Source organism: Nonomuraea sp. JJY05 (genome assembly GCF_043496855.1).
Classification (GTDB): domain Bacteria; phylum Actinomycetota; class Actinomycetes; order Streptosporangiales; family Streptosporangiaceae; genus Nonomuraea.
This window is the reverse complement of the sequence record NZ_JBIEIS010000020.1, coordinates 184,768-202,619: the sequence shown is the minus strand read 5'-3', so window position 1 is coordinate 202,619 and position 17,852 is coordinate 184,768. Positions and strand designations below refer to the sequence as shown.

At 72.3% G+C, this 17,852-nt stretch carries 23 protein-coding genes; 11 read left to right on the top strand and 12 right to left on the bottom strand.

What is annotated here, in order from left to right; genetic code table 11:
• Positions 1-193 precede the first annotated feature (193 nt).
• The 6 genes from ACFKCF_RS30730 to ACFKCF_RS30705 are packed head-to-tail and all read left to right on the top strand — an operon-like array spanning position 194 to position 4,483.
• Positions 194-853, top strand: a complete 660-nt coding sequence (locus ACFKCF_RS30730; RefSeq protein WP_394498752.1) for a hypothetical protein — start codon at positions 194-196, stop codon at positions 851-853.
• On the top strand, positions 850-1,959 hold the full coding sequence (locus ACFKCF_RS30725) for an NAD(P)-dependent alcohol dehydrogenase (RefSeq protein ID WP_394498751.1): 1,110 nt from the start codon (positions 850-852) through the stop codon (positions 1,957-1,959). The genes ACFKCF_RS30730 and ACFKCF_RS30725 overlap by 4 nt, the downstream gene beginning before the upstream one ends.
• A 19-nt stretch (positions 1,960-1,978) precedes the next feature.
• Complete coding sequence (locus tag ACFKCF_RS30720; RefSeq protein ID WP_394498750.1) at positions 1,979-2,974, top strand: alpha/beta fold hydrolase; 996 nt, start codon at positions 1,979-1,981, stop codon at positions 2,972-2,974.
• Positions 2,975-2,976: 2 nt separating this feature from the next.
• The gene (locus tag ACFKCF_RS30715) at positions 2,977-3,279 is read left to right on the top strand and encodes a hypothetical protein (RefSeq protein WP_394498749.1); all 303 of its coding nucleotides are present in this window, start codon (positions 2,977-2,979) and stop codon (positions 3,277-3,279) included.
• Positions 3,276-3,596 (top strand): Nif11 family protein, encoded by a 321-nt coding sequence (locus tag ACFKCF_RS30710; protein WP_394498748.1) that lies wholly within the window; start codon positions 3,276-3,278, stop codon positions 3,594-3,596. The genes ACFKCF_RS30715 and ACFKCF_RS30710 overlap by 4 nt, the downstream gene beginning before the upstream one ends.
• Positions 3,593-4,483: an alpha/beta fold hydrolase gene (locus ACFKCF_RS30705; RefSeq protein ID WP_394498747.1), complete on the top strand. Its 891-nt coding sequence runs from the start codon at positions 3,593-3,595 to the stop codon at positions 4,481-4,483. The genes ACFKCF_RS30710 and ACFKCF_RS30705 overlap by 4 nt, the downstream gene beginning before the upstream one ends.
• Before the next feature lie 16 nt (positions 4,484-4,499).
• Here ACFKCF_RS30705 and ACFKCF_RS30700 read toward each other — a convergent pair whose 3' ends face one another.
• From ACFKCF_RS30700 to ACFKCF_RS30675, 6 genes are all read right to left on the bottom strand, one after another.
• On the bottom strand, positions 4,500-5,102 hold the full coding sequence (locus ACFKCF_RS30700; protein ID WP_394498746.1) for an SIMPL domain-containing protein: 603 nt from the start codon (positions 5,100-5,102) through the stop codon (positions 4,500-4,502).
• A 77-nt stretch (positions 5,103-5,179) separates the two neighbouring features.
• Positions 5,180-6,565 (bottom strand): alpha/beta fold hydrolase, encoded by a 1,386-nt coding sequence (locus ACFKCF_RS30695; RefSeq protein ID WP_394498745.1) that lies wholly within the window; start codon positions 6,563-6,565, stop codon positions 5,180-5,182.
• Positions 6,566-6,594: 29 nt separating this feature from the next.
• Positions 6,595-7,155, bottom strand: coding sequence for a hypothetical protein (locus ACFKCF_RS30690; RefSeq protein WP_394498744.1), 561 nt, complete (start codon positions 7,153-7,155; stop codon positions 6,595-6,597).
• A 2-nt stretch (positions 7,156-7,157) separates the two neighbouring features.
• The gene (gene htpX / locus ACFKCF_RS30685; protein WP_394498743.1) at positions 7,158-8,057 is read right to left on the bottom strand and encodes a zinc metalloprotease HtpX; all 900 of its coding nucleotides are present in this window, start codon (positions 8,055-8,057) and stop codon (positions 7,158-7,160) included.
• Between the two features lie 3 nt (positions 8,058-8,060).
• A complete protein-coding gene (locus tag ACFKCF_RS30680) occupies positions 8,061-8,339 on the bottom strand; it encodes a hypothetical protein (RefSeq protein WP_387557199.1) in 279 nt (92 codons plus the stop codon).
• Entirely contained in the window at positions 8,336-9,154 is an 819-nt protein-coding gene (locus ACFKCF_RS30675; protein ID WP_394498742.1) for a PspA/IM30 family protein, read from the bottom strand. Before ACFKCF_RS30675 ends, ACFKCF_RS30680 begins: the two co-directional genes overlap by 4 nt.
• 152 nt (positions 9,155-9,306) lie before the next feature.
• Between ACFKCF_RS30675 and ACFKCF_RS30670 the strand changes: the two genes are divergently transcribed.
• Complete coding sequence (locus tag ACFKCF_RS30670) at positions 9,307-9,888, top strand: DUF3043 domain-containing protein (RefSeq protein WP_394498741.1); 582 nt, start codon at positions 9,307-9,309, stop codon at positions 9,886-9,888.
• Between the two features lie 27 nt (positions 9,889-9,915).
• On the opposite strand, the gene ACFKCF_RS30665 is transcribed toward ACFKCF_RS30670, so the two are convergent.
• A complete protein-coding gene (locus ACFKCF_RS30665; RefSeq protein WP_394498740.1) occupies positions 9,916-10,902 on the bottom strand; it encodes a hypothetical protein in 987 nt (328 codons plus the stop codon).
• Positions 10,903-10,959: 57 nt separating this feature from the next.
• Between ACFKCF_RS30665 and ACFKCF_RS30660 the strand changes: the two genes are divergently transcribed.
• Positions 10,960-11,958: an aldo/keto reductase family protein gene (locus ACFKCF_RS30660; protein WP_394498739.1), complete on the top strand. Its 999-nt coding sequence runs from the start codon at positions 10,960-10,962 to the stop codon at positions 11,956-11,958.
• A 68-nt stretch (positions 11,959-12,026) separates the two neighbouring features.
• Here ACFKCF_RS30660 and ACFKCF_RS30655 read toward each other — a convergent pair whose 3' ends face one another.
• Positions 12,027-12,233: a hypothetical protein gene (locus ACFKCF_RS30655; RefSeq protein WP_394498738.1), complete on the bottom strand. Its 207-nt coding sequence runs from the start codon at positions 12,231-12,233 to the stop codon at positions 12,027-12,029.
• Between the two features lie 82 nt (positions 12,234-12,315).
• Here ACFKCF_RS30655 and ACFKCF_RS30650 point away from each other — a divergent pair, with 82 nt between their 5' ends.
• Positions 12,316-12,960: an SCO2322 family protein gene (locus ACFKCF_RS30650; RefSeq protein ID WP_394498737.1), complete on the top strand. Its 645-nt coding sequence runs from the start codon at positions 12,316-12,318 to the stop codon at positions 12,958-12,960.
• Positions 12,961-13,010: 50 nt separating this feature from the next.
• Complete coding sequence (locus tag ACFKCF_RS30645) at positions 13,011-14,012, top strand: bifunctional adenosylcobinamide kinase/adenosylcobinamide-phosphate guanylyltransferase (protein ID WP_394498736.1); 1,002 nt, start codon at positions 13,011-13,013, stop codon at positions 14,010-14,012.
• Between the two features lie 3 nt (positions 14,013-14,015).
• Here ACFKCF_RS30645 and ACFKCF_RS30640 read toward each other — a convergent pair whose 3' ends face one another.
• The gene (locus tag ACFKCF_RS30640; RefSeq protein WP_394498735.1) at positions 14,016-14,816 is read right to left on the bottom strand and encodes an ABC transporter ATP-binding protein; all 801 of its coding nucleotides are present in this window, start codon (positions 14,814-14,816) and stop codon (positions 14,016-14,018) included.
• Positions 14,817-14,849: 33 nt separating this feature from the next.
• On the opposite strand from ACFKCF_RS30640, the gene ACFKCF_RS30635 reads away from it, so the two are divergent.
• On the top strand, positions 14,850-15,614 hold the full coding sequence (locus ACFKCF_RS30635; protein WP_394498734.1) for an adenosylcobinamide-GDP ribazoletransferase: 765 nt from the start codon (positions 14,850-14,852) through the stop codon (positions 15,612-15,614).
• A gap of 13 nt (positions 15,615-15,627) precedes the next feature.
• On the opposite strand, the gene ACFKCF_RS30630 is transcribed toward ACFKCF_RS30635, so the two are convergent.
• Genes ACFKCF_RS30630 through ACFKCF_RS30620 form a run of 3 tightly spaced genes read right to left on the bottom strand, consistent with a single transcriptional unit; the run spans position 15,628 to position 17,827 of the window.
• Positions 15,628-16,524 carry a CPBP family intramembrane glutamic endopeptidase gene (locus tag ACFKCF_RS30630; RefSeq protein WP_394498733.1) on the bottom strand — a complete coding sequence of 299 codons (897 nt, stop codon included), beginning with the start codon at positions 16,522-16,524 and terminating at the stop codon, positions 15,628-15,630.
• Positions 16,521-17,483 carry a hypothetical protein gene (locus tag ACFKCF_RS30625; RefSeq protein WP_394498732.1) on the bottom strand — a complete coding sequence of 321 codons (963 nt, stop codon included), beginning with the start codon at positions 17,481-17,483 and terminating at the stop codon, positions 16,521-16,523. Before ACFKCF_RS30625 ends, ACFKCF_RS30630 begins: the two co-directional genes overlap by 4 nt.
• Positions 17,480-17,827, bottom strand: a complete 348-nt coding sequence (locus ACFKCF_RS30620) for a GntR family transcriptional regulator (protein ID WP_394498731.1) — start codon at positions 17,825-17,827, stop codon at positions 17,480-17,482. The genes ACFKCF_RS30625 and ACFKCF_RS30620 overlap by 4 nt, the downstream gene beginning before the upstream one ends.
• Positions 17,828-17,852 lie beyond the last annotated feature (25 nt).

Genomic DNA, 17,852 nt, shown 5'->3' with positions numbered 1-17,852 from the left:
GCGGTCGCCGCGGCCGCCGGGGTCCGGGCGGCCGAGCTGGCCGAGCGGGTGCGCGCGCACGTGCCCCCGGCGCTGCTCCCGTCGTAGGACTTCACGAATTACCTCGCGCCGCCCGGCCGACTTGCCAATGTACGCATCGGCTCTTTGACGTCGGCCGGGCCGCCGGAAAAAGAATTGACTCATGCGAGGTGTGATGGAAACCAGCGCCGAATTCACGGTCGCCGAACTCTCCGGCCGATGGCGCAGCCCGGCCGCCGCCGAAGTATTCCCGGGAATATTCGGGGTGGACGACTTCTGGCTGCACAGTCCTTTCTGGGCCATTCATTTCAATGCCTACAAGGACCCCGGCTGCGACAGCCGGCTCTTCGAGCTCGTCATCATGGGCATGTTCGAGCTCCTCGGCCCCAGCGAGCGCACGCCCGGCGCGCGCGACGCCGACTTCTCCCGGACCAAGGTCTGCCTGCGCCTGTTCGACACCGGGATCATCGCCGGCGCCGACGAGGTGCGGGCGGGCGACGGCCACTGGCGGCCCGGCGAGTGGCAGGACGTCTCTCACGGCGGCTGCTCGATCCTGGACCTGCCGGGCGTGGACGAGTGCCCGCGGGAGTACGACCTGCTCGGCCTGGCCCGCTCGCACGGCCGGGACGAGGACCGGCTCTACTTCGGTCAGCGCCACCACGACGAGCTCGGCACGATCTGGACCCGCCGGGCCCCCGGCCTGCTCGACTACTACGTGGTCCGCGTGGTCGGAGCTCCGCCCCAGGTCGGGGACGGCGCGGAGTGGGGGTCGGCGGAGTGGACCCACGTCACGAGCTCGTACACCCTCACGCCCGACGATCGGAGACACTCGTGACCACCACCCAAGCCGCAGTCGTCGAGTCGCCGGGTGCGGCGTTCACCCTCCGGGACGTCGAGCTGGACGCCCCGCGCCAGGGCGAGATCCTCGTCCGGATGAAGGCCGCCGGCATCTGCCACACCGATCTCACGGTGGCGGCGGGGCACATCCCGTTCCCGCTGCCGGGCGTGCTCGGGCACGAGGGGGCCGGCGTCGTGGAGGAGACGGGCCCGGGCGTGACCAAGGTCAAGCCGGGCGACCACGTCGTCCTCACCTTCACCTCGTGCGGGAGCTGCGCCTCCTGCCGGATCGGGCACCCCGCCTACTGCACCACGTGGATCCCGCAGAACCTCATCGGCGGCAAGCGTGCCGACGGCAGCTCCCCGATCAGCAGGGGCGGGGTCGCGCTCGGCGGCCGGTTCTTCGGCCAGTCGTCGTTCGCCCGCCACTCCATCGCCGATGAGCGCAGCGTCGTCAAGGTCGACCCGGACCTGCCGTTCGAGCTGCTGGCCCCGCTGGCCTGCAGCGTCCAGACCGGCACCGGCGCGGTGTGGAACACGCTGCGCCCCGAGCCCGGCACGTCCATCGCGGTGATCGGCACGGGCGCGGTGGGCCTGGCCGCCGTCATGGGAGCGGCGCTCACCCCGGTCAGCCAGATCATCGCCGTGGGCCGGCAGGCGGCGCAGCTGGAGCTGGCCGCCAAGATCGGCGCCACCCACACCGTCGACTCGACCGGCCTCGACCTGGCCGGCGAGCTACGGAAGATCACCGGCGGCGCCGGCGTCGACTACGTGGTCGAGGCGGTGGGCAACCCCGACGTGCTGCGCGCCGGCGTCGAGGCGCTCGCCCCGCGCGGCGCGGTGGCCGTCGTGGGCGCTCCGCCGTACGGGGTGGAGGTCTCGGTCGACGTGCACCGGCTGCTGCCGGGTCGGCGGATCCTGGGCGTCTGCGAGGGCGACAGCGACCCCGACCGGCTCATCCCGCTGCTGGCGCGGCTGATCCGCGGCGGCCGGCTGCCCGTGCAGCCGCTCATCAAGGAGTACGACTTCACCGACATCCAGGCCGCGGCGGACGACTTCAGGTCCGGCAAGAACATCAAGACGATTCTGCGGTTCGACGCGTGACCGACGTTTGGAGCCAGGAATGAACATCTTCGAGCTCGGCGACTTCCGGCTCACCTCAGGCGACACGCTGCCCGGCGCCCGGCTGGCGTACCAGACCTTCGGTGAGCTCAACCAGGCCAAGGACAACGTGGTCGTGTTCCCGACCTTCCTCGGCGCCCCCGCCGAGGTGCTCAACGGCTGGATCGGCGAGAACCGCGCGCTCGATCCCCGCACCCACTTCATCGTGCTGCCCGGCCACTTCGGCCTCCCGCCGTCCTCCGCGCCGAGCAACACCCCGTCGCGGCCCTTCCCCGCCGTCACCGTCGCCGACGACGTCATCGCCCAGCAGCGGCTGCTGGAGGAGGTCTTCGGCGTGCGCGAGATCCGGCTGGCGCTCGGCTGGTCGATCGGCGCGATCCAGGTGTACGAGTGGGCGCTGCGCTTCGGCGGCCTCGTACGGAGCATCGCCCCCATCGCCGGGGCGCCCACCCCGCCGCCGTGGACCAAGCTCTGGCTGAAGACGGTGGTGGAGGAGCCCATCACGGCGGACTCCAACTACGCCGGGGGCGCGTACACGGACGCGGCGAGCGTCAGCGGCGGCCTGGCCCGGGTCGCGCACGGCTCGGCGCTGACCGCCCCGCCCCGCACGTTCTACTACGGCAGCGCCGAGGTCTGGCGCACGCTGGGCTTCGACAGCGTGGACGCGTTCGTCGAGGGCTTCTGGGAGGGCTTCTGGCTCCCGCAGGACCCGAACGACGTGGTCACCCAGGCCCGCAAGGCCCGCGCCGCCTGGCCGGGAGCCGAGGGCGAGTCCCTGCGGGAGGTCCTGGGCCGGATCAAGGCGAAGACCACGATCGCCGCCTTCACCGGCGACGCGCTGTTCCCGCCGGACGAGCTCAGGCAGTACGCCGAGTGGATCCCCGGCGCGACCTTCCGCCAGCTCGACAGCGTCTACGGCCACCTGGCCACGTTCGGGCTGGCCGAGCCCGACGTGAAGGCCATCGACGACGTCATCAGGCACGCGCTGGAGAGCTAGCCGTGGCCGAGGCGGAGTTCGTCAGATTCCTGGAGGCGGCCCGGTCGGACCCCGACCTGCTGGCCCGCTACTCCCCCATGGACCTTCCCCGGGTCCTGTTCCACGCCCGCAACGACGGGTTCGCCTTCACCGAGGCCGACGCCGAGCGGGTCATCGGCCGGCTGGAGGCCGACGTCGTCATCCACAAGGACAAGGAGCCGTTCGACGGGAGCAGCACCCTGTGGCGGCACATGTGGGGCACGCGCTACCTCGACTACCTGGTCGGCCACGTGGTCGCCCGCTACTCCCGCGAGGAGCTCGCATGAGCGAAGCCAATGTCATCGGGTTCCTGCGCGGCCTGGCCGAGCGGCCGGACCTGGTCGATCGGCTCAAGGACAAGTCCAAGGACGAGGTCGTCGCGGCCGCCGCGGCGACCGGGCAGCCGTTCACCGCGCACGAGTTCAACTCGTTGGTCTGGGAGCTGGAGGCGCGGCTGGCGGGCGAGCGCGGCGAGGAGTTCAACGAGCGGTTCCCGCTCTGGGGCCTGCTGTGGGGCCGGTACTACCTGGAGTTCCTCGTCTTCGACCTCGTGCCCAGCCTCGACGAGACCGGCCTGCTGGTCGGATTGGAGCGCAAGCCATGATGCGAAACGCCCTCTACATCGGGCGCGAATGGAACGTCGAGCACAACCTGCGGGCGCCGGTGACCGACGCCGAGCTCAGGTACACCGTGCTCGGCGAGGGCGAGCCCGTGCTGTGCATCCACGGCACCAGCATCGCCGACAGCCTCATCACCCCCATGCGGTTCTGTCCCCCGCTGCTGCAGGACTACCAGCTCATCAGCTACTACCGGGCCGGCTACAACGGCAGCACGCTGGACAAGCCCGAGCTGAGCATCGAGGGCGGCGCGCAGCACGTCGCCGAGCTGCTCGACCACCTGGGCATCGAGAAGGCGCACATCATGGCCTTCTCCTTCGGCGGCGTGATCGCCTTCCAGTTCCTGCTGTCGTACCCGGAGCGGGCGCACAGTGCGATCCTGCTGGAGCCGTACCTGCCGCGTGAGGCGCCGGACGCGATCCAGGCCAACGTCGACGCCTTCATGAACGCGATGAAGCTGTACGAGACGGGCGACAAGCTCGGCGCGGCGCAGCTCTACATGGAGGCGGTGTGCGGGCCGAGCTTCCTGCCCGCGGTGGAGATGACCGGGCCCCTCGACGTGTGGGACCGCGTCGAGGCGTGCGTCGACACGACCTTCACCGTCGACTTCCCGGCGATCTCCCAGTGGGGCTTCAAGCCGTCGGAGGCCGACCGGCTGGTCACGCGGAAGCCGGACATGCCGGTGCTGGCGGTGATGGGCCTCGACAGCGAGTCGGCGATGCCGGGGTTCCGCGACGCGCAGCGCTTCCTCATGAACTGGCTGCCGCAGGCGGAGCGGTGCGGCATCCCCAACGCCACGCACGGGCTGCAGAGCATGAACCCGGTGGCCGTGGGCGAGGCCGCCCACGCCTTCCTCAAGCGGCACCCGATGTGAGATCCGTGCCCAGGGGTCAGGCGAAGTCGTAGACCAGCCGGACGGTCACCGTGAGGGACTGGCGGCCGGGGCTGATGGAGGCGCTCGTCTCGGCCACCGCGGCGGCCATCGTGAGGGGCTGGGGGCCGCCGCCCCTGACGTCCTCGCTCACCGAGACCACCCGGCCGAGCGGGCGCCCGGCCAGCTCGGCGTAGTGGGCGGCCTTGGCGGCGGCGTCGCGGAAGGCTCGCGTACGCGCCTCCTTCAGCACGCCGGACGGGTCGGACACCTCGAAGGCCAGGCCGTTCAGCCTGGCCTCCTCCCCCACCCCGGCGACCGTGTCGATGACGTGGTCGGCCCGGGACAGGTCGCGCACGATCACCTCCACCCCCTGGACCGCCCGGTAGGCGGCCACCTTCGGGTAGACCTCGTACTCCGGGCCCAGCGACAGCTCCACGGTGCGCACGTCCTCCGCCGCGATGCCCTCGCCGGCCAGGGCATCGGCCAGCCTCGCGGCGGCGGCCCGGACCGCGGTGAAGGAATCGGCGGCGGAGGCCCGGCGGACCTCGACGCCCGCGTGCAGCCGGAGCATGTCGGGTGCGGCCAGGACGGCGCCCTCGCCGACGACGGTGATGTCCACGCCTACTCCCTCGAACGGGTCCCGCATCGATCCTAGAACGCCCGGCGCCATCCCGCCCGGCCGATGCCCGGCGCGTCTCAGACTGCCTCCGCGACCGCCCCGGGGTCCTCCAGCTGGATCTGGTGCCCGCATTCCGGCAGGCGTACGAGCTTGCCGGACAGGGCCCCGGCCAGCCGCTCGTGGCCCAGGTCCCGCCCGCCGGCGCTGATCACGGTGACCGGCACGCCGGGGAACTGCGCCTCCTCCCGGATCCGCAGCAGGTCGGCGGCCATGTCGCGGCGGGCCAGCCACTCGCCCGCCACCGCGGCGAGCACCTTGCCCGTGCGGTAGACGCCGTACGGGTCGGGCACGCCGACGAGCAGCCGGTGGCCGGCGGCCCCCGCGAGGCGGGCCACGGCGGTCGCGCCCCACGTGCCGCCCAGGGTGGGCAGCCACCGGCCGGCGCTCCTGGCCGGCGCGGACGGCTTGCGCTCCACGACGGGGGCCGGATCCACCAGGACCAGCTTGGCCACGCGCAGCGGGTGCAGCCTGGCGAACGCCTCCGCGTGCCAGCAGGCCACGCCGTGAGCGACGACCGTCACCTGCTCGGGATGGGACGGGGCCAGCGCCGCCAGGCGGGCCACCTCGGTGTACAGGGTGGGCGGGACGGACGCGTGCGGGCTCAGGCCGAGGCCGCAGCGGTCGAAGCGGATGACGTGATGGGTCCCGGCCAGCAGCCCCGCCACCGCGCCCCAGTGGAACCAGGCGCCCCCGAGCTCCGCCGTGATCAGCACGACGGGCCCGGCGCCCTGCTCGACCACGTGCGGCCCGGCGTAACCGCCTTCCTGATCGGCTATCCCCGCCATGATCGGCGGGACGGGCGGGTCGTCGGTGATGAGCAGGTGGACGGCCACGTACACCAGCCAGATCGCGAACAGCGTGAGCTGCGCCCGGTGGGCGAGCCCCACTCCGTGCCGGTCGGCGAGCGCGGCGGCGGTGAGCAGCGTGGCCGCCAGCCCCAGCCACGTGAACAGCCACGACACCCACGACCGCCAGCGCGCGCTGAGCAGCACCATCGCCGCCAGGAGGGCGGCCGTGGCCAGCGCCCCGGCCAGCTGGTGCACATGATGCACGGCCGACACGACCCGCCGCCCGCAGTACGGGTCGCTCAGAGTGGCGCAGTCCAGCGGGAACAGCCCGGCCGCGAACGTGAACAGCCCGAACGCCGCCAGCGCCAGCCAGGCCTGCCACTCGCGCGCCACCCGCGGCACCAGCGCCACCCCGGCCGCGCAGGCCAGCCCCGCCAGCGCGTCGCTGGTGCGGAACAGCCGCGTCCACGGCTGGTCGCGGGCGGCCAGCTCGCTGACGTACCCGTCGGTCCTGTCGACCTCCGGCGTGGTGAACTGGCCGGTGATCCACGCACTGCCCAGCACCGCCGCCACGATGAACGCGGAAGCCGCGAGGACGTACAATCTTCGCTCCACGTGATCATTAGATCACCCAAGGTGTCCGCTCAGAGGCCGGGCGCGCCCCAGACCGGGAACCACCGGCCGAGATCCTTCTCCAGCGGCAGCTCGCCCTCGAGGGCGCCCCGGACCTGCAGTTCGAGCGCGTTGTCGCGCCTCTGGGCGGCGAGCGGGGCGAACGGGTAGAAGGTCCCGCGTTTGTACAGGTACACGACGGCCAGCCGCCGGCCGTCGTCCTCGGACCGGAACGACACCAGCGAGCACAGCAGGGACGGCCCGAACCCGGCCGACTCCAGCGAGGAGTTGACCGCGTGCAGCTCGGTGACCAGGTCGCCGAGCGCGTCGGGCGAGCGGCGGGCCAGGAGCCAGGTGTAGCCGTAGGAGTCGTGCGACTCCTCGACGCGCTCGCCGAGCAGCGCCTTGACGTCGCGCTCCAGGGAGGCGAAGGCGCCGCCCTCCGCGGCCCTGAAGGCCACCGAGCCGAGGCCCGTGGGCACGAGCCCGGTCGCGGCCTGCAGCGTCACGGCCGCCGACGGCAGCGCGAACAGCGCGTCGAGGTTGGGCCTGACCGGTTTCGACCGGCCGAGCAGGGCGTCCAGCCAGCCCATGCTCAGCCCCTTCCGAGCTGCCGGGAGATGTCCGCCAGCTGCGCCAGCCGCCGTTCGAGTGGCGGGTGGGTGGAGAACAGGTTCGCCAGCGTCTGGCCCGGGGCCGCCGCCGGGGCGAAGTAGAAGGCGTTGAACGGCGCCGCCTCGCGCAGGTCCTGCGTCGGGATCCTGGCCATGTCGCCGGTGATCTTGACCAGGGCGCTGGCCAGGGCCGAGGGGCGCTGGGTGAGCAGGGCCCCGGCGCGGTCGGCCGACAGCTCGCGATAGCGCGACAGGGCGCGGGTGAGCAGGAAGCTGATCGCGTACACGACGACGGAGACGAGCAGGATGATCAGCCCGACGGGCAGGCCGCCCTGGTTGCCGTTGCGGCGGCCGCCCAGCCCCGCGTAGAGGGCGAACCTGGTCATGAGGCCCGCCACGATTCCCAGGAACGAGGCGATCGTCATGACGGCGACGTCGCGGTGGGCGACGTGCGACAACTCGTGCGAGAGAACCCCTTCGAGCTCCTGGGGCTCCAGGCGGCGCAGGATGCCGGTCGTCACGCAGACGACGGCCTTGTTCTGGTTGCGGCCGGTGGCGAACGCGTTGGGGACGTCGGAATCGGCGATCGCCACCCGCGGCTTGGGCATGTCGGCGAGCGCGCACAGCCGGTCGATCAGGCCGTGCAGCTCGGGAGCCTCCTGTGGCGAGACCTCCCGCCCGTGCATCGCGAACAGCGCGATGCGGTCGGACAGGAAATACTGCACGAACAGCAGGCCCCCGGCTATCACCAGCACGGTCAGCGCCCGTACGCCGAGGGCGATCAGGACGCCGATGAACACGACATAGAGCAGCCCGAGCAGGAACATCGTCACGGCCATGCGGGTGGTCAGCCCGCGGTCGGACGCGAACCGCGTACTCACGGCTCAGCCCGGGATGAGGCCCTGGTCGCCCAGCATCTCCCGGACCTCCTCGATCGAGGCGTCCGCGGGGGGAAGGATCAGCTCTGACGGCTCAAGGCTGTCGTCGGGAAGCGCCTTGCCCACCTGGCGCACCTTGTCGAGCAACGCGTGCAGCTTCGTACGGAAGATCGGCTCGTCGCCGACCTCGATGGCCGCCTCGAGCTCGGTGTCGAGCTCGTTGAGCACCGCGATGTCCTCGGCGGAGATCTGTACCTGGCCTTCGCCCATGATCCTGACAATCATGCCGGCTCCCCAGGCTGACGGAGCTGCTGGGTCCCGCCGTGCTGCTGCGGCTGCGCCTGAGGCTGGGCCTGCTGCTGCGGCTGGCCCTGCTCGATGGCGCTCTTGGGCGCGGGGCCCTGGCCCAGCTCGGCCTTCATCCTGGCCAGCTCCAGCTCGACGTCCATGCCGCCGCCCATGCGGTCGAGCTCGGCCTGGATGTCGTCGCCGCGGGTGCTGGTGAAGTCGTCGAGCGCGCCGCTGGCCAGCAGCTCGTCGATCGCGCCGGCGCGGGCCTGCATCTGCGCCGTCTTGTCCTCGGCGCGCTGGATCGCCAGGCCGACGTCGCCCATCTCCTCGGAGATGCCGGAGAAGGCCTCGTTGATCCGGGTCTGCGCCTCGGCGGCGGTGTAGGTGGCCTTGATCGTCTCCTTCTTCGTACGGAAGGCGTCGACCTTGGCCTGCAGCCGCTGGGAAGCCGTGGTGAGCTTCTCCTCCTCGGCCTGCAGGTTGTCGTGCTGCACCTTCAGGTCGGCCATCTGCGTCTGCAGATTGGATCGACGCTGCAGCGCCTCGCGGGCAAGGTCCTCGCGCCCGACGGACAGCGCCTTGCGGCCCTGCTCCTCATAGCGCCGGGCCTGGTTCTCGAGGCCGGTTATCTGGAGCTCGACCCGCTTACGCGACGTGGCGACGTCGGCCACACCCCGGCGCACCTTCTGCAGCAACTCGAGCTGCCGCTGATAGGAGTAGTCAAGGGTCTCGCGCGGATCCTCCATCTTGTCCAAGGCCTTGTTGGCCTTGGACTTGAAGATCATCGAAAGTCTCTTCATCACGCTCATGCGCGTCGGCCGTCCCCTTCTAGGTCGTGCTGGTGTTCACCCAATGCAGCGCAGCCGCCTTGGGATTACCCTACGCATAACGCACGAGGGCGTCACTAAGTTGCAGTCCAGGTAGGGTTGACGTCGTGTTGCGACGCCGTTCCCAAACCTCCGTGGACGACACCCCCGTCCCCGATGACGATCCTAAGCCCCAGGGTAAAGGTCGTCCCACTCCCAAGCGCCGTGATCAGGAGAGCAAACGGCGCCAGCCGGTCCATGCGCCGAAAGACCGTAAAGAGGCCTATCGGCAGATGCGGACCAAGCAGGCCGCCGAGCGCGACAGGGCCCGCCAGGGCATGCTCGCAGGTGACGAGCGGTATCTTCCTGCTCGTGACAAGGGCCCGGCGCGCAAGTTCGCGCGTGAGTGGGTCGATTCCCGGCGCTTGCCGAGCCAGTATTTCCTGCCGTTCTCGCTACTGATCCTGCTGGCGACCTGGATCCCGTGGCCCATGTCGATCCGCGCAGCGGTGCTGGGATACACGGTCACCATCGGCTGGCCGATCATGATGATCGGCGTGCTGTTCACCTCCGTCTACGTGGCGTGGAAGGTGAAGCGCCTGGTGGCCGAGAAGCTGCCCCAGGAGAGCACCCGGGGCGTGGGCTTCTACGCCGCGATGCGGGCGCTGCAGATCCGCAAGCTGCGCTTCCCGCCGCCCATGGTGCTGCCGGGCGGCAAGCCGGTCCCGAAGAAGTAGCCGTCCCCGGCCTCGGGGACGGCTCGCTCACAGAGTCTCGGACCAGCGGAGCAGGCCGCCCTTGACCGTGGCCCGCGCCCCGAACACGGGGCGGCCCTGCTCCAGCGCGTCCGCCATGTCGCGCAGCATCGCGTGGTACGAGGGCCAGATCGGATCTGGCCGCACCATCGACGCCACCACGTGACCGGTGTCCGCGTCGACCTCGATCAGGGTGCCGACGCGGATCAGCCGGCCGATCGGGTCGCCCCTGCCGACCCGCGCGGCGCAGCTGTCCCGCCACTGGTCGCGGATCTCACGCACGCCGAGCACCTGCTCCCCGCCGAAGCCGAAACGGGCCGCGGGCGGGCCGGACATGCCGTTGTGGCGCAGCAGCGAGGCCCTCAGGTCGTCGGGGAACTCCAGGCCCGTCTGGGCCTCGGCGAGCGCGATGGTGCCGGCCCTGCCGGGGGCGCCCAGCGAGGCGTACGTCCGGGGCGCGTGCTCCCGTAGCCACCGCTCGATGCGCCGCCACTGCCGGTCGACCGCCGCCCGCACGCGCGGGCTGATCGGGCGTACCGTCGCCCGGCCGCTCAGCATGCACGCCGCCGGGATGCCCAGGGGCGGCGTCGCGGCAGGCCCCGTAGCGGTCGGCGTGGGCGCGACAGGCGTCGGCGTGGGCGCGATGGACGTCGTCGTGGGCATGGCGGGCATGGGCATGGCGGGCGTGGGCATGGCGGGCGCCGGGCTCTGCCCATTGGCACCCATCGCCACGGTCATGGCCGATTGCTGAGCCTGGTAGACGGCCGACTGCGCCTCGGCCAGCACCTGCGGCCCGGTGGGGATGATCGCGGCGGCCAGCGTCAGCGCCACGACCCCCGCGATGGCGGCCCACACCAGGCCCATCCGCGTACGTCCGGCCACCTGTGGGGCCGGGGGCGCGGGCGGCTTGCCGGGCATCCGGGCGCGGCGGCGCAGCCGTACCGCGATCGCGGTCAGGATGGCCGCCGTCAGCGCCAGCCGTAGGAGCTTCAGCACGTCGCGCACCCTATCCCGAAACCAATCACCCCATGGGCCGGGATTAAGGTCTGATGCATGGAATTCCGACACCTCGGTCGTAGCGGCCTCAAAGTCAGCGAGATCAGCTACGGAAACTGGCTCACCCACGGCTCCCAGGTCGAGGAGGACGCCGCCAAGCAGTGCGTGCAGGCGGCGCTCGACGAGGGCATCACCACGTTCGACACCGCGGACGTCTACGCGGCGACGAAGGCCGAGGAGGTGCTCGGCCGCGCGCTGAAGGGCGTGCGAAGGGAGTCGCTGGAGATCTTCACCAAGGTCTACTGGCCGACCGGCCCCGGCCAGAACGACCGCGGCCTGTCACGCAAGCACATCACCGAGTCCATCAACGGCTCGCTGCGCCGCCTGCAGACCGACTACGTCGACCTGTACCAGGCGCACCGGTTCGACTACGAGACGCCGCTGGAGGAGACGCTCAAGACGTTCGACGACCTCGTACGCCAGGGCAAGGTCCTCTACATCGGCGTCAGCGAGTGGACCGCCGACCAGATCGCCCAGGCCCTGAAGATCGCCGACGAGATGGGCTTCGACCGGATCGTCTCGAACCAGCCCCAGTACTCGATGCTGTGGCGGATCATCGAGGGCGAGATCGTGCCGCTGAGCGAGAAGGAGGGCATCGGCCAGATCGTCTGGTCCCCCATCGGCCAGGGCGTGCTCACGGGCAAGTACCTGCCCGGGCAGCAGCCGCCGGAGGGCTCCCGGGCGACCGACGACAGCGGCAGCGCCATGATCGCCCGCTTCATGAACGACGACGTGCTGACCCGCGTCCAGGAGCTCAAGCCGATCGCCGGCGACCTCGGGCTGAGCATGGCGCAGCTGGCCGTCGCCTGGGTGCTGCAGAACCCGAACGTCTCCAGCGCCATCGTCGGGGCCAGCCGCCCCGAGCAGGTGCGGGACAACGTCAAGGCCGCGGGCGTGAAGCTGGAGGCCGACGTGCTCAAGCGGATCGACGACGTGCTCGGCCCGGTCGTGGAGCGCGACCCGGCCAAGACGCAGAGCCCGAGCACCCGCCCGTAGCCCCGCTCCCCCGAGAAAGAACCCCTTGAGCCACAATCGCGCTCAAGGGGTTTCTCATTTACCGCAGGTCACTCCTGACGCAATGACAATGCCGTGTACTCCACGCGGTCCTCTTCCAGCAAGGCCACCTGCTCAACTCCCGATTCGAGCAGGTCACGCCAGTTCTCGCCGAGCCAGGACTCCGCGTCGGCCTGGCTCGGAAAAACTTCTCGCGGCAAAGGGCGATCCGTTACCTCACCACCATTTGCATTTTCATAACGCCACCGCCATGTCATGCCATACGCTCCTTTTCCGCGGGTTCGCCGGCGCACCCTCCGCAGGCACTGGAACCCTACTCCCGAGCTTGGAGGTCAATCGATGCTGCGCGCATATCGTGTTGCGGCCGGGGTCGCCCTCGGGGCGGCCGCCTTCCTCTCACTTCCTTTCTCCGCTCTCGCCGACCCCGGGGTCCCGCGGACGTGGAGCGCGTGGCAGAGCGACGGGACGGCCTGGCTGGCCGTGACGGCCGACGTCTCCCCGCCGGACGGCTCCGTCATCGGGTGGCGCTTCTCCGTGGCCCCGGACGGGGCGAGGGGAGAGTCGCCCGGCGGGGACCTGCCGTCGTTCCAGGCGGTGTGCGGCAAGGACGCGGCCGGGTCAGGGCACAAGCGCGTGGTGGTCGCCGTGGACTTCGGCGACGGGGAGGCCGACGCCTACCCCGGCGAGCGGCCTCCCGGGCAGAGCGCGCCGCAGTGCGTCGCCGGCGCCGAGAACGCCACCGCCGCCCAGCTCCTCGCCTCCACCGCCAAGGTCCGCGTGAACGGCCAGGGGGCCGTCGTGGCGGTCGGGGGCTATCCGTCCAGGGAGAAGGGCGGCGCCGAGCTGACGGCCGCCGCCAGGTCCGCCGCGCCGGCCGAAAGCGCCCTGCCGATCACGCTGATCGCGGCCGGCGCGGGCGCGCTCGCCCTGCTGGCGGGCGGCGCCGTGGCGGCCACCCGCCGCCGTTCCAGGTCCAGGGCCTGACCTGGAACGTTCCATCCACTCGACCGGCCGCGGACGCTACGCTCGGCGCGGTGAAGATCCTTGTCTCCGGTACGGCGGGCGGCGCGGGATGGCCGGAGCCCGGCTGCCGGTGCGCCTCGTGCGCCGGGCTCCCGTCCGGCCACCGGCGCCCGTTCGAGCTCGTCGTGGACGGCGTGGCCCGCTTCCCCTTCGACGATCCGCCGGGCGGTTACCGGGCGTGCGCGGACGGGCTGGGACTGACCGGCCCCGACGGCTCCCGGCTGCTCTGCCTCCCGCGGGGGCGGCCGGTGCCGGCGGACGGGCCCGGCAGGTACGACGTGGTGCTCATCGACCTGCTCGACCGGCCCGAACGGCTCGGGGAGCTGCGGCGGGCGGGGCTGGCGGACGAGCGGACCCTGGTGGTGGCCGCCGGGCTGGACCACCGGGCCCGCTCGGAGGAGGAGCTGACCAGGCGCCTTCGGCTGTGGGGCGCGCTGGCTGTCCCGGACGGGACGGTGCTGGAGACCGGCCGGGCGCTCCCCGGAACGGTGGTGGCGCCGTGGCGGGCGTTGTTGCTGGGCGGGTCGCGGTCAGGCAAGTCGGCCGAGGCCGAACTGCGGCTGGCGGCCGAGCCGTACGTCACCTATGTGGCCACCGGCCCGAGCGGCGCGGGGGACGGCGAGTGGGCGGCACGCGTGCGGGCGCACCGGGAGCGGCGGCCCGCGCACTGGGCCACCGTCGAGACCGCCGACCTCGTCTCGGCCATCGGGCAGGCCACCGCGCCGCTGCTGATCGACGGGCTCGGCACCTGGCTGACGGCGGTGTTCGACGAGCACGGGGCGTGGGAGGGCGACCGCACGCCCGTCCGCGAACGCTGCGACGAGCTCGTGGCGGCCTGGCGGCAGACGCCCGTGCGGCTCGTGGCGGTCTCCGACGAGGTGGGGATGGGGGTGGTGCCCGCCACGTCCAGCGGGCGGGCCTTCCGGGACACGCTCGGCCGCCTCAACGAACGCCTCGCCGCCGAGTCCGAGTACGTGGCCCTGGTGGTGGCGGGGCGCCTGCTGGAGCTGTGAGCGCTACGGGCGGACGGCGCGGGCGTACCAGCGGCCGTCGAGGCGGTCCACCTGGAGGGGGCGGCCGAAGCACTCCGAGAGGTTGGCCGCGGTGAGCACCTCCTCCACCGGGCCGGCGGCCAGCACTCTGGCGTCGCGCATGAGCATCGCGTGGGAGGTCGTCGCCGGCACCTCCTCCAGGTGGTGCGTCACCGTCACGGTGGTCAGGACGGGCCGGGTGGTGGCCAGGTCCTCGACGGCGGCGATGAGGTCCTCCCTGGCCGGCAGGTCCAGCCCCGCGAACGGCTCGTCGAGCAGCAGCACCGCCGGGTCCGCCATGAGCGCCCTGGCCACCCTGACCCTGGCCCGCTCCCCCTGCGAGCACACGCGGAACGGCCGGTCCGCCAGGTCCTTGCACCCCAGGTCGGCCAGCAGCCGGTGGGCGCGGTCCCGCTCGACCTCACCGTACTTGTCCCAGAGGGGAACGCTCGTCCCCGTGTGCCCGGTGAGCACGACGGTGTGCGCGGTCGCGCCCTCCTCCTCCATCAGCTCCTCGTCGATGAGCCGCTGGCTGACCGCGACCAGGCCGATGTGGCGGCGCAGCTCCCGCACGTCCACCCGGCCGAGCTTGTGGCCGAGCACCTTGACCGCGCCCTCGCTCGGATGCCGGACGGCGCCCGCCAGGGAGAGCAGCGTCGTCTTGCCCGCGCCGTTGGGACCGAGGATCACCCAGTGGTCGCCGTAGTCCACCTGCCAATCGACGCTGTCCAGCAGCGACTTGCCGACAACTCGGACACCTACGCCTTCGAGTTCAACCACGTGCATCCCGCCACACTAGTGGGCCTACGATCGTCCGATATGCGCCTTCCGCATGGGCTGTCGTTCGCGATCGGCACACTCAGCGTCTTCCCGGTGCGGGTCGAGCGGGTGGATCGGGAGGTCGCGGGGCAGGCGATGGCTCTGGCCCCGGTGGTCGGGCTGGCGCTCGGCCTGGTCGCCGGGCTGCCGTTGTTCCTGCCCGGGCCGCCGCCGCTGGGGGCGGCGCTGGCGGTCGGCCTGCTGGCCGTGCTGAGCCGGGGGCTGCACCTGGACGGGCTCGCCGACCTGGCGGACGGGCTGGGCAGCGGCAAGCCGGCCGCTCAGGCGCTCGACATCATGAAAAAGTCGGACATCGGGCCGTTCGGCGTGATGACGCTGGTGCTGACGCTGGTCGTCCAGGTCGCCGCGGCGGCCGGGGCCGGGTACGCGGCGCTGGTGACGGCGTGCGTGGCCGGGCGGCTGGCGCTGACCTGGGCCTGCCGGACGGGCGTGCCCGCCGCCCGGCCCGACGGGCTCGGCGCGACGGTCGCGGGCACGGTACGCCGCCCCGCCCCCGTGCTCGTCACCCTGGCCGCGCTCCTCGGCGCCGCCGCCGGCGGCCTGACGCCGGCCTCCGAAGGGGCCGGCCTGGGCCTCGCGGGGACGATCGTGCTGCCGCTCGGCCTGCTCGCCGGGCTCGCCGCCGCCCTGCTGCTGCTCGGGCACGCGCGGCGGCGCCTCGGCGGGATCACCGGTGACGTTCTGGGGGCGCTGGTCGAGGCGGCCACGGCCACCACGTTGGCGGTGTGCGCGATCCTCGGCTGAGCGCCCCCCGAGATCAGGAGGGTGAGGCGACCGGCTGCGGCACGCGTACCGGATAGAAGCGGAGCAGGGCTGCGCCGACGATCGCCATGAGGACCCAGCCCACCAGGCCGGTCAGGCCGACCAGCACCTCGTTGGGCGGCGCGGCGGCGTCGCCGAGCAGCAGGACGGACTGGGAGACGGCGTTCAGCGAGCCGTGGGCCACGACGGCCGGCCACACGCTGCCCGTGCGCAGCCGCAGCCACCCGATCAGCACCCCGAACAGGACGCAGAAGCCCACGAAGAACAGCGCCGCCCAGGAGCTGAGCCGCGGGTAGTTGTAGCCCAGGAGGGTGAGGGGGGCGTGCCAGAGGCCCCAGATGACGCCGGTGAAGACGAGCCCGAGGAGCATGCCGTTGGTGGAGACGAGCCGGGGCAGCAGCCAGCCCCGCCAGCCCCACTCCTCCCCCAGCGCGGGGATCGCGTTGAGCACGGGCCCGGCGAGCACGCCGATCCCGATCTGCAGCACGACCGCCGTGGTGAGGCTTTCGGGCACGCCCACGCCCTGGGCCCGCAGCACCGCCCTGAACAGGCTGAACTGGCCGAGGTCCAGCGGGAACAGCCCGACCGCGGCGCTGAGGCCCCCCGCCAGGAGCAGCAGCAGCGGCACCCCGAGCCAGGCGGTCAGGATCAGAACGCCCGTGCGCCCCTTGCGCTCGCCCAGCGTGAGCCCGGTCTGCCTGGCCCACTCGCGGAACGGCGTGCGCGTGACCGCCCACACGCCGAGCACCCCCACCGACGGGGTGAACATCATCAGCGTGGCCAGCGGCCGCAGCAGCGGCGAGCCGATCCCGCCGGCGAACCAGAGGGGCAGCGCCGCCGCCCACGACAGCCCGAAGGCCAGGACGATGAAGATGAGGAGAGGTCGTTTCATTGCTCCACTCGCTCCGCGATGAGGGCGTTGATGAGGGATGCGCCGCGTTCGGCGTCGTCGATGCTGATCGCGAGCCGGCCGCCGGAGCGGTAGCGGATGACCAGGCACTCGCCGCCACGCAGCATGATGGTCGAACTGCCGGGCAGCCCGCGAATGCCCCAGCCCCCGACCTCGGCCGGATGGCGCGTCTCCGACCAGGCCGACTCGATCAGCGACAGGGGGATCCTGCGCGCCGGCCAGCCGAGCGGCCCCAACTGGACGGCGACCCGGCCGTCGCCGACCTGCACGGACACGGACGAGGTCAGCACCCCGACCGCCAGCAGGAGGACGAGCCCCGGCAGGATTGCCGTCACCTGCCCGCCGGGCACCAGACCGGTGACGTAGAGCAGGCCCAGCACCAGGGCGGCGGCCAGGGCGGCCACCGGGAGCAGCGTCAGCCACCGGTTGGCGACGTGGCCGACCCACACGGTGCGCCGGCCGGGCCGCAGCCGCAGGAGGGGCGGGATCCGGTGGGCGGCATCCGCGTCGAGAGCGCCCCTGCGCAGGTATCCCGCGAGCACGGCGACGCCGGTCCCGGCCGCGATGACCGCGAGGACCTGCCAGGCGGGCAGCCGGGCCGCTTCCCAGCTGTCCGCGTCGAGGTTGGCGAGCACGGTCGTGACGTTCACGCCGAGCGCGAGCACGCCCAGGCCCGACAGCCCGCCCCACCACACCGACCGGCTCGGCCTGCGGGCCGTGGCCCGCTCGGCCCCCGCCAGCGCGACCAGCCAGAGCGCCGTCCAGAGCAGGAACGTGACCACGATGTACGTGGTCAAGGACATCGAGCGGGTGGCCAGACCGCCCAGGCCCCAGCGCGTGGCCAGCGGGTCGGGCAGCCGGTCCCGCAGCGCCAGCGGCAAGGCGATCTGCGCGGCGATGACGAACAGCCCCCATATGACGGCGGTGACTCGGGGATTCACGGCAGGTCCTCCAGGATGGCGATGAGGTCGTCGCGGCCGTAGCCGTACTTGCGGGCCTCCTCCAGCAGCTCGCGCGCCCGCTGCGCGAGCAGGGCGCGACCGTCGGCGCGCGCCGCGACGCTGACCCCCCGGCCCCGCCTGAACTCCAGCAGCCCCTCGTCCCGCAGGTCGCGCAGCGCGCGCAGCACGGTGTTGGGGTTGATGCCGAGCACCTGGGCCAGGTCGCGGGCCGGCGGCAGGCGGTCGCCGGGCCGGTACGAGCCCTCTCCGATGGCGCGGCGGATGGCGCCCGCCACCTGCTCGTGCAGGGGCCGGGCGTCGTTGAGATCGAGCGTTAGCAGCATGGTGCTAATGACACTAGCATCATTC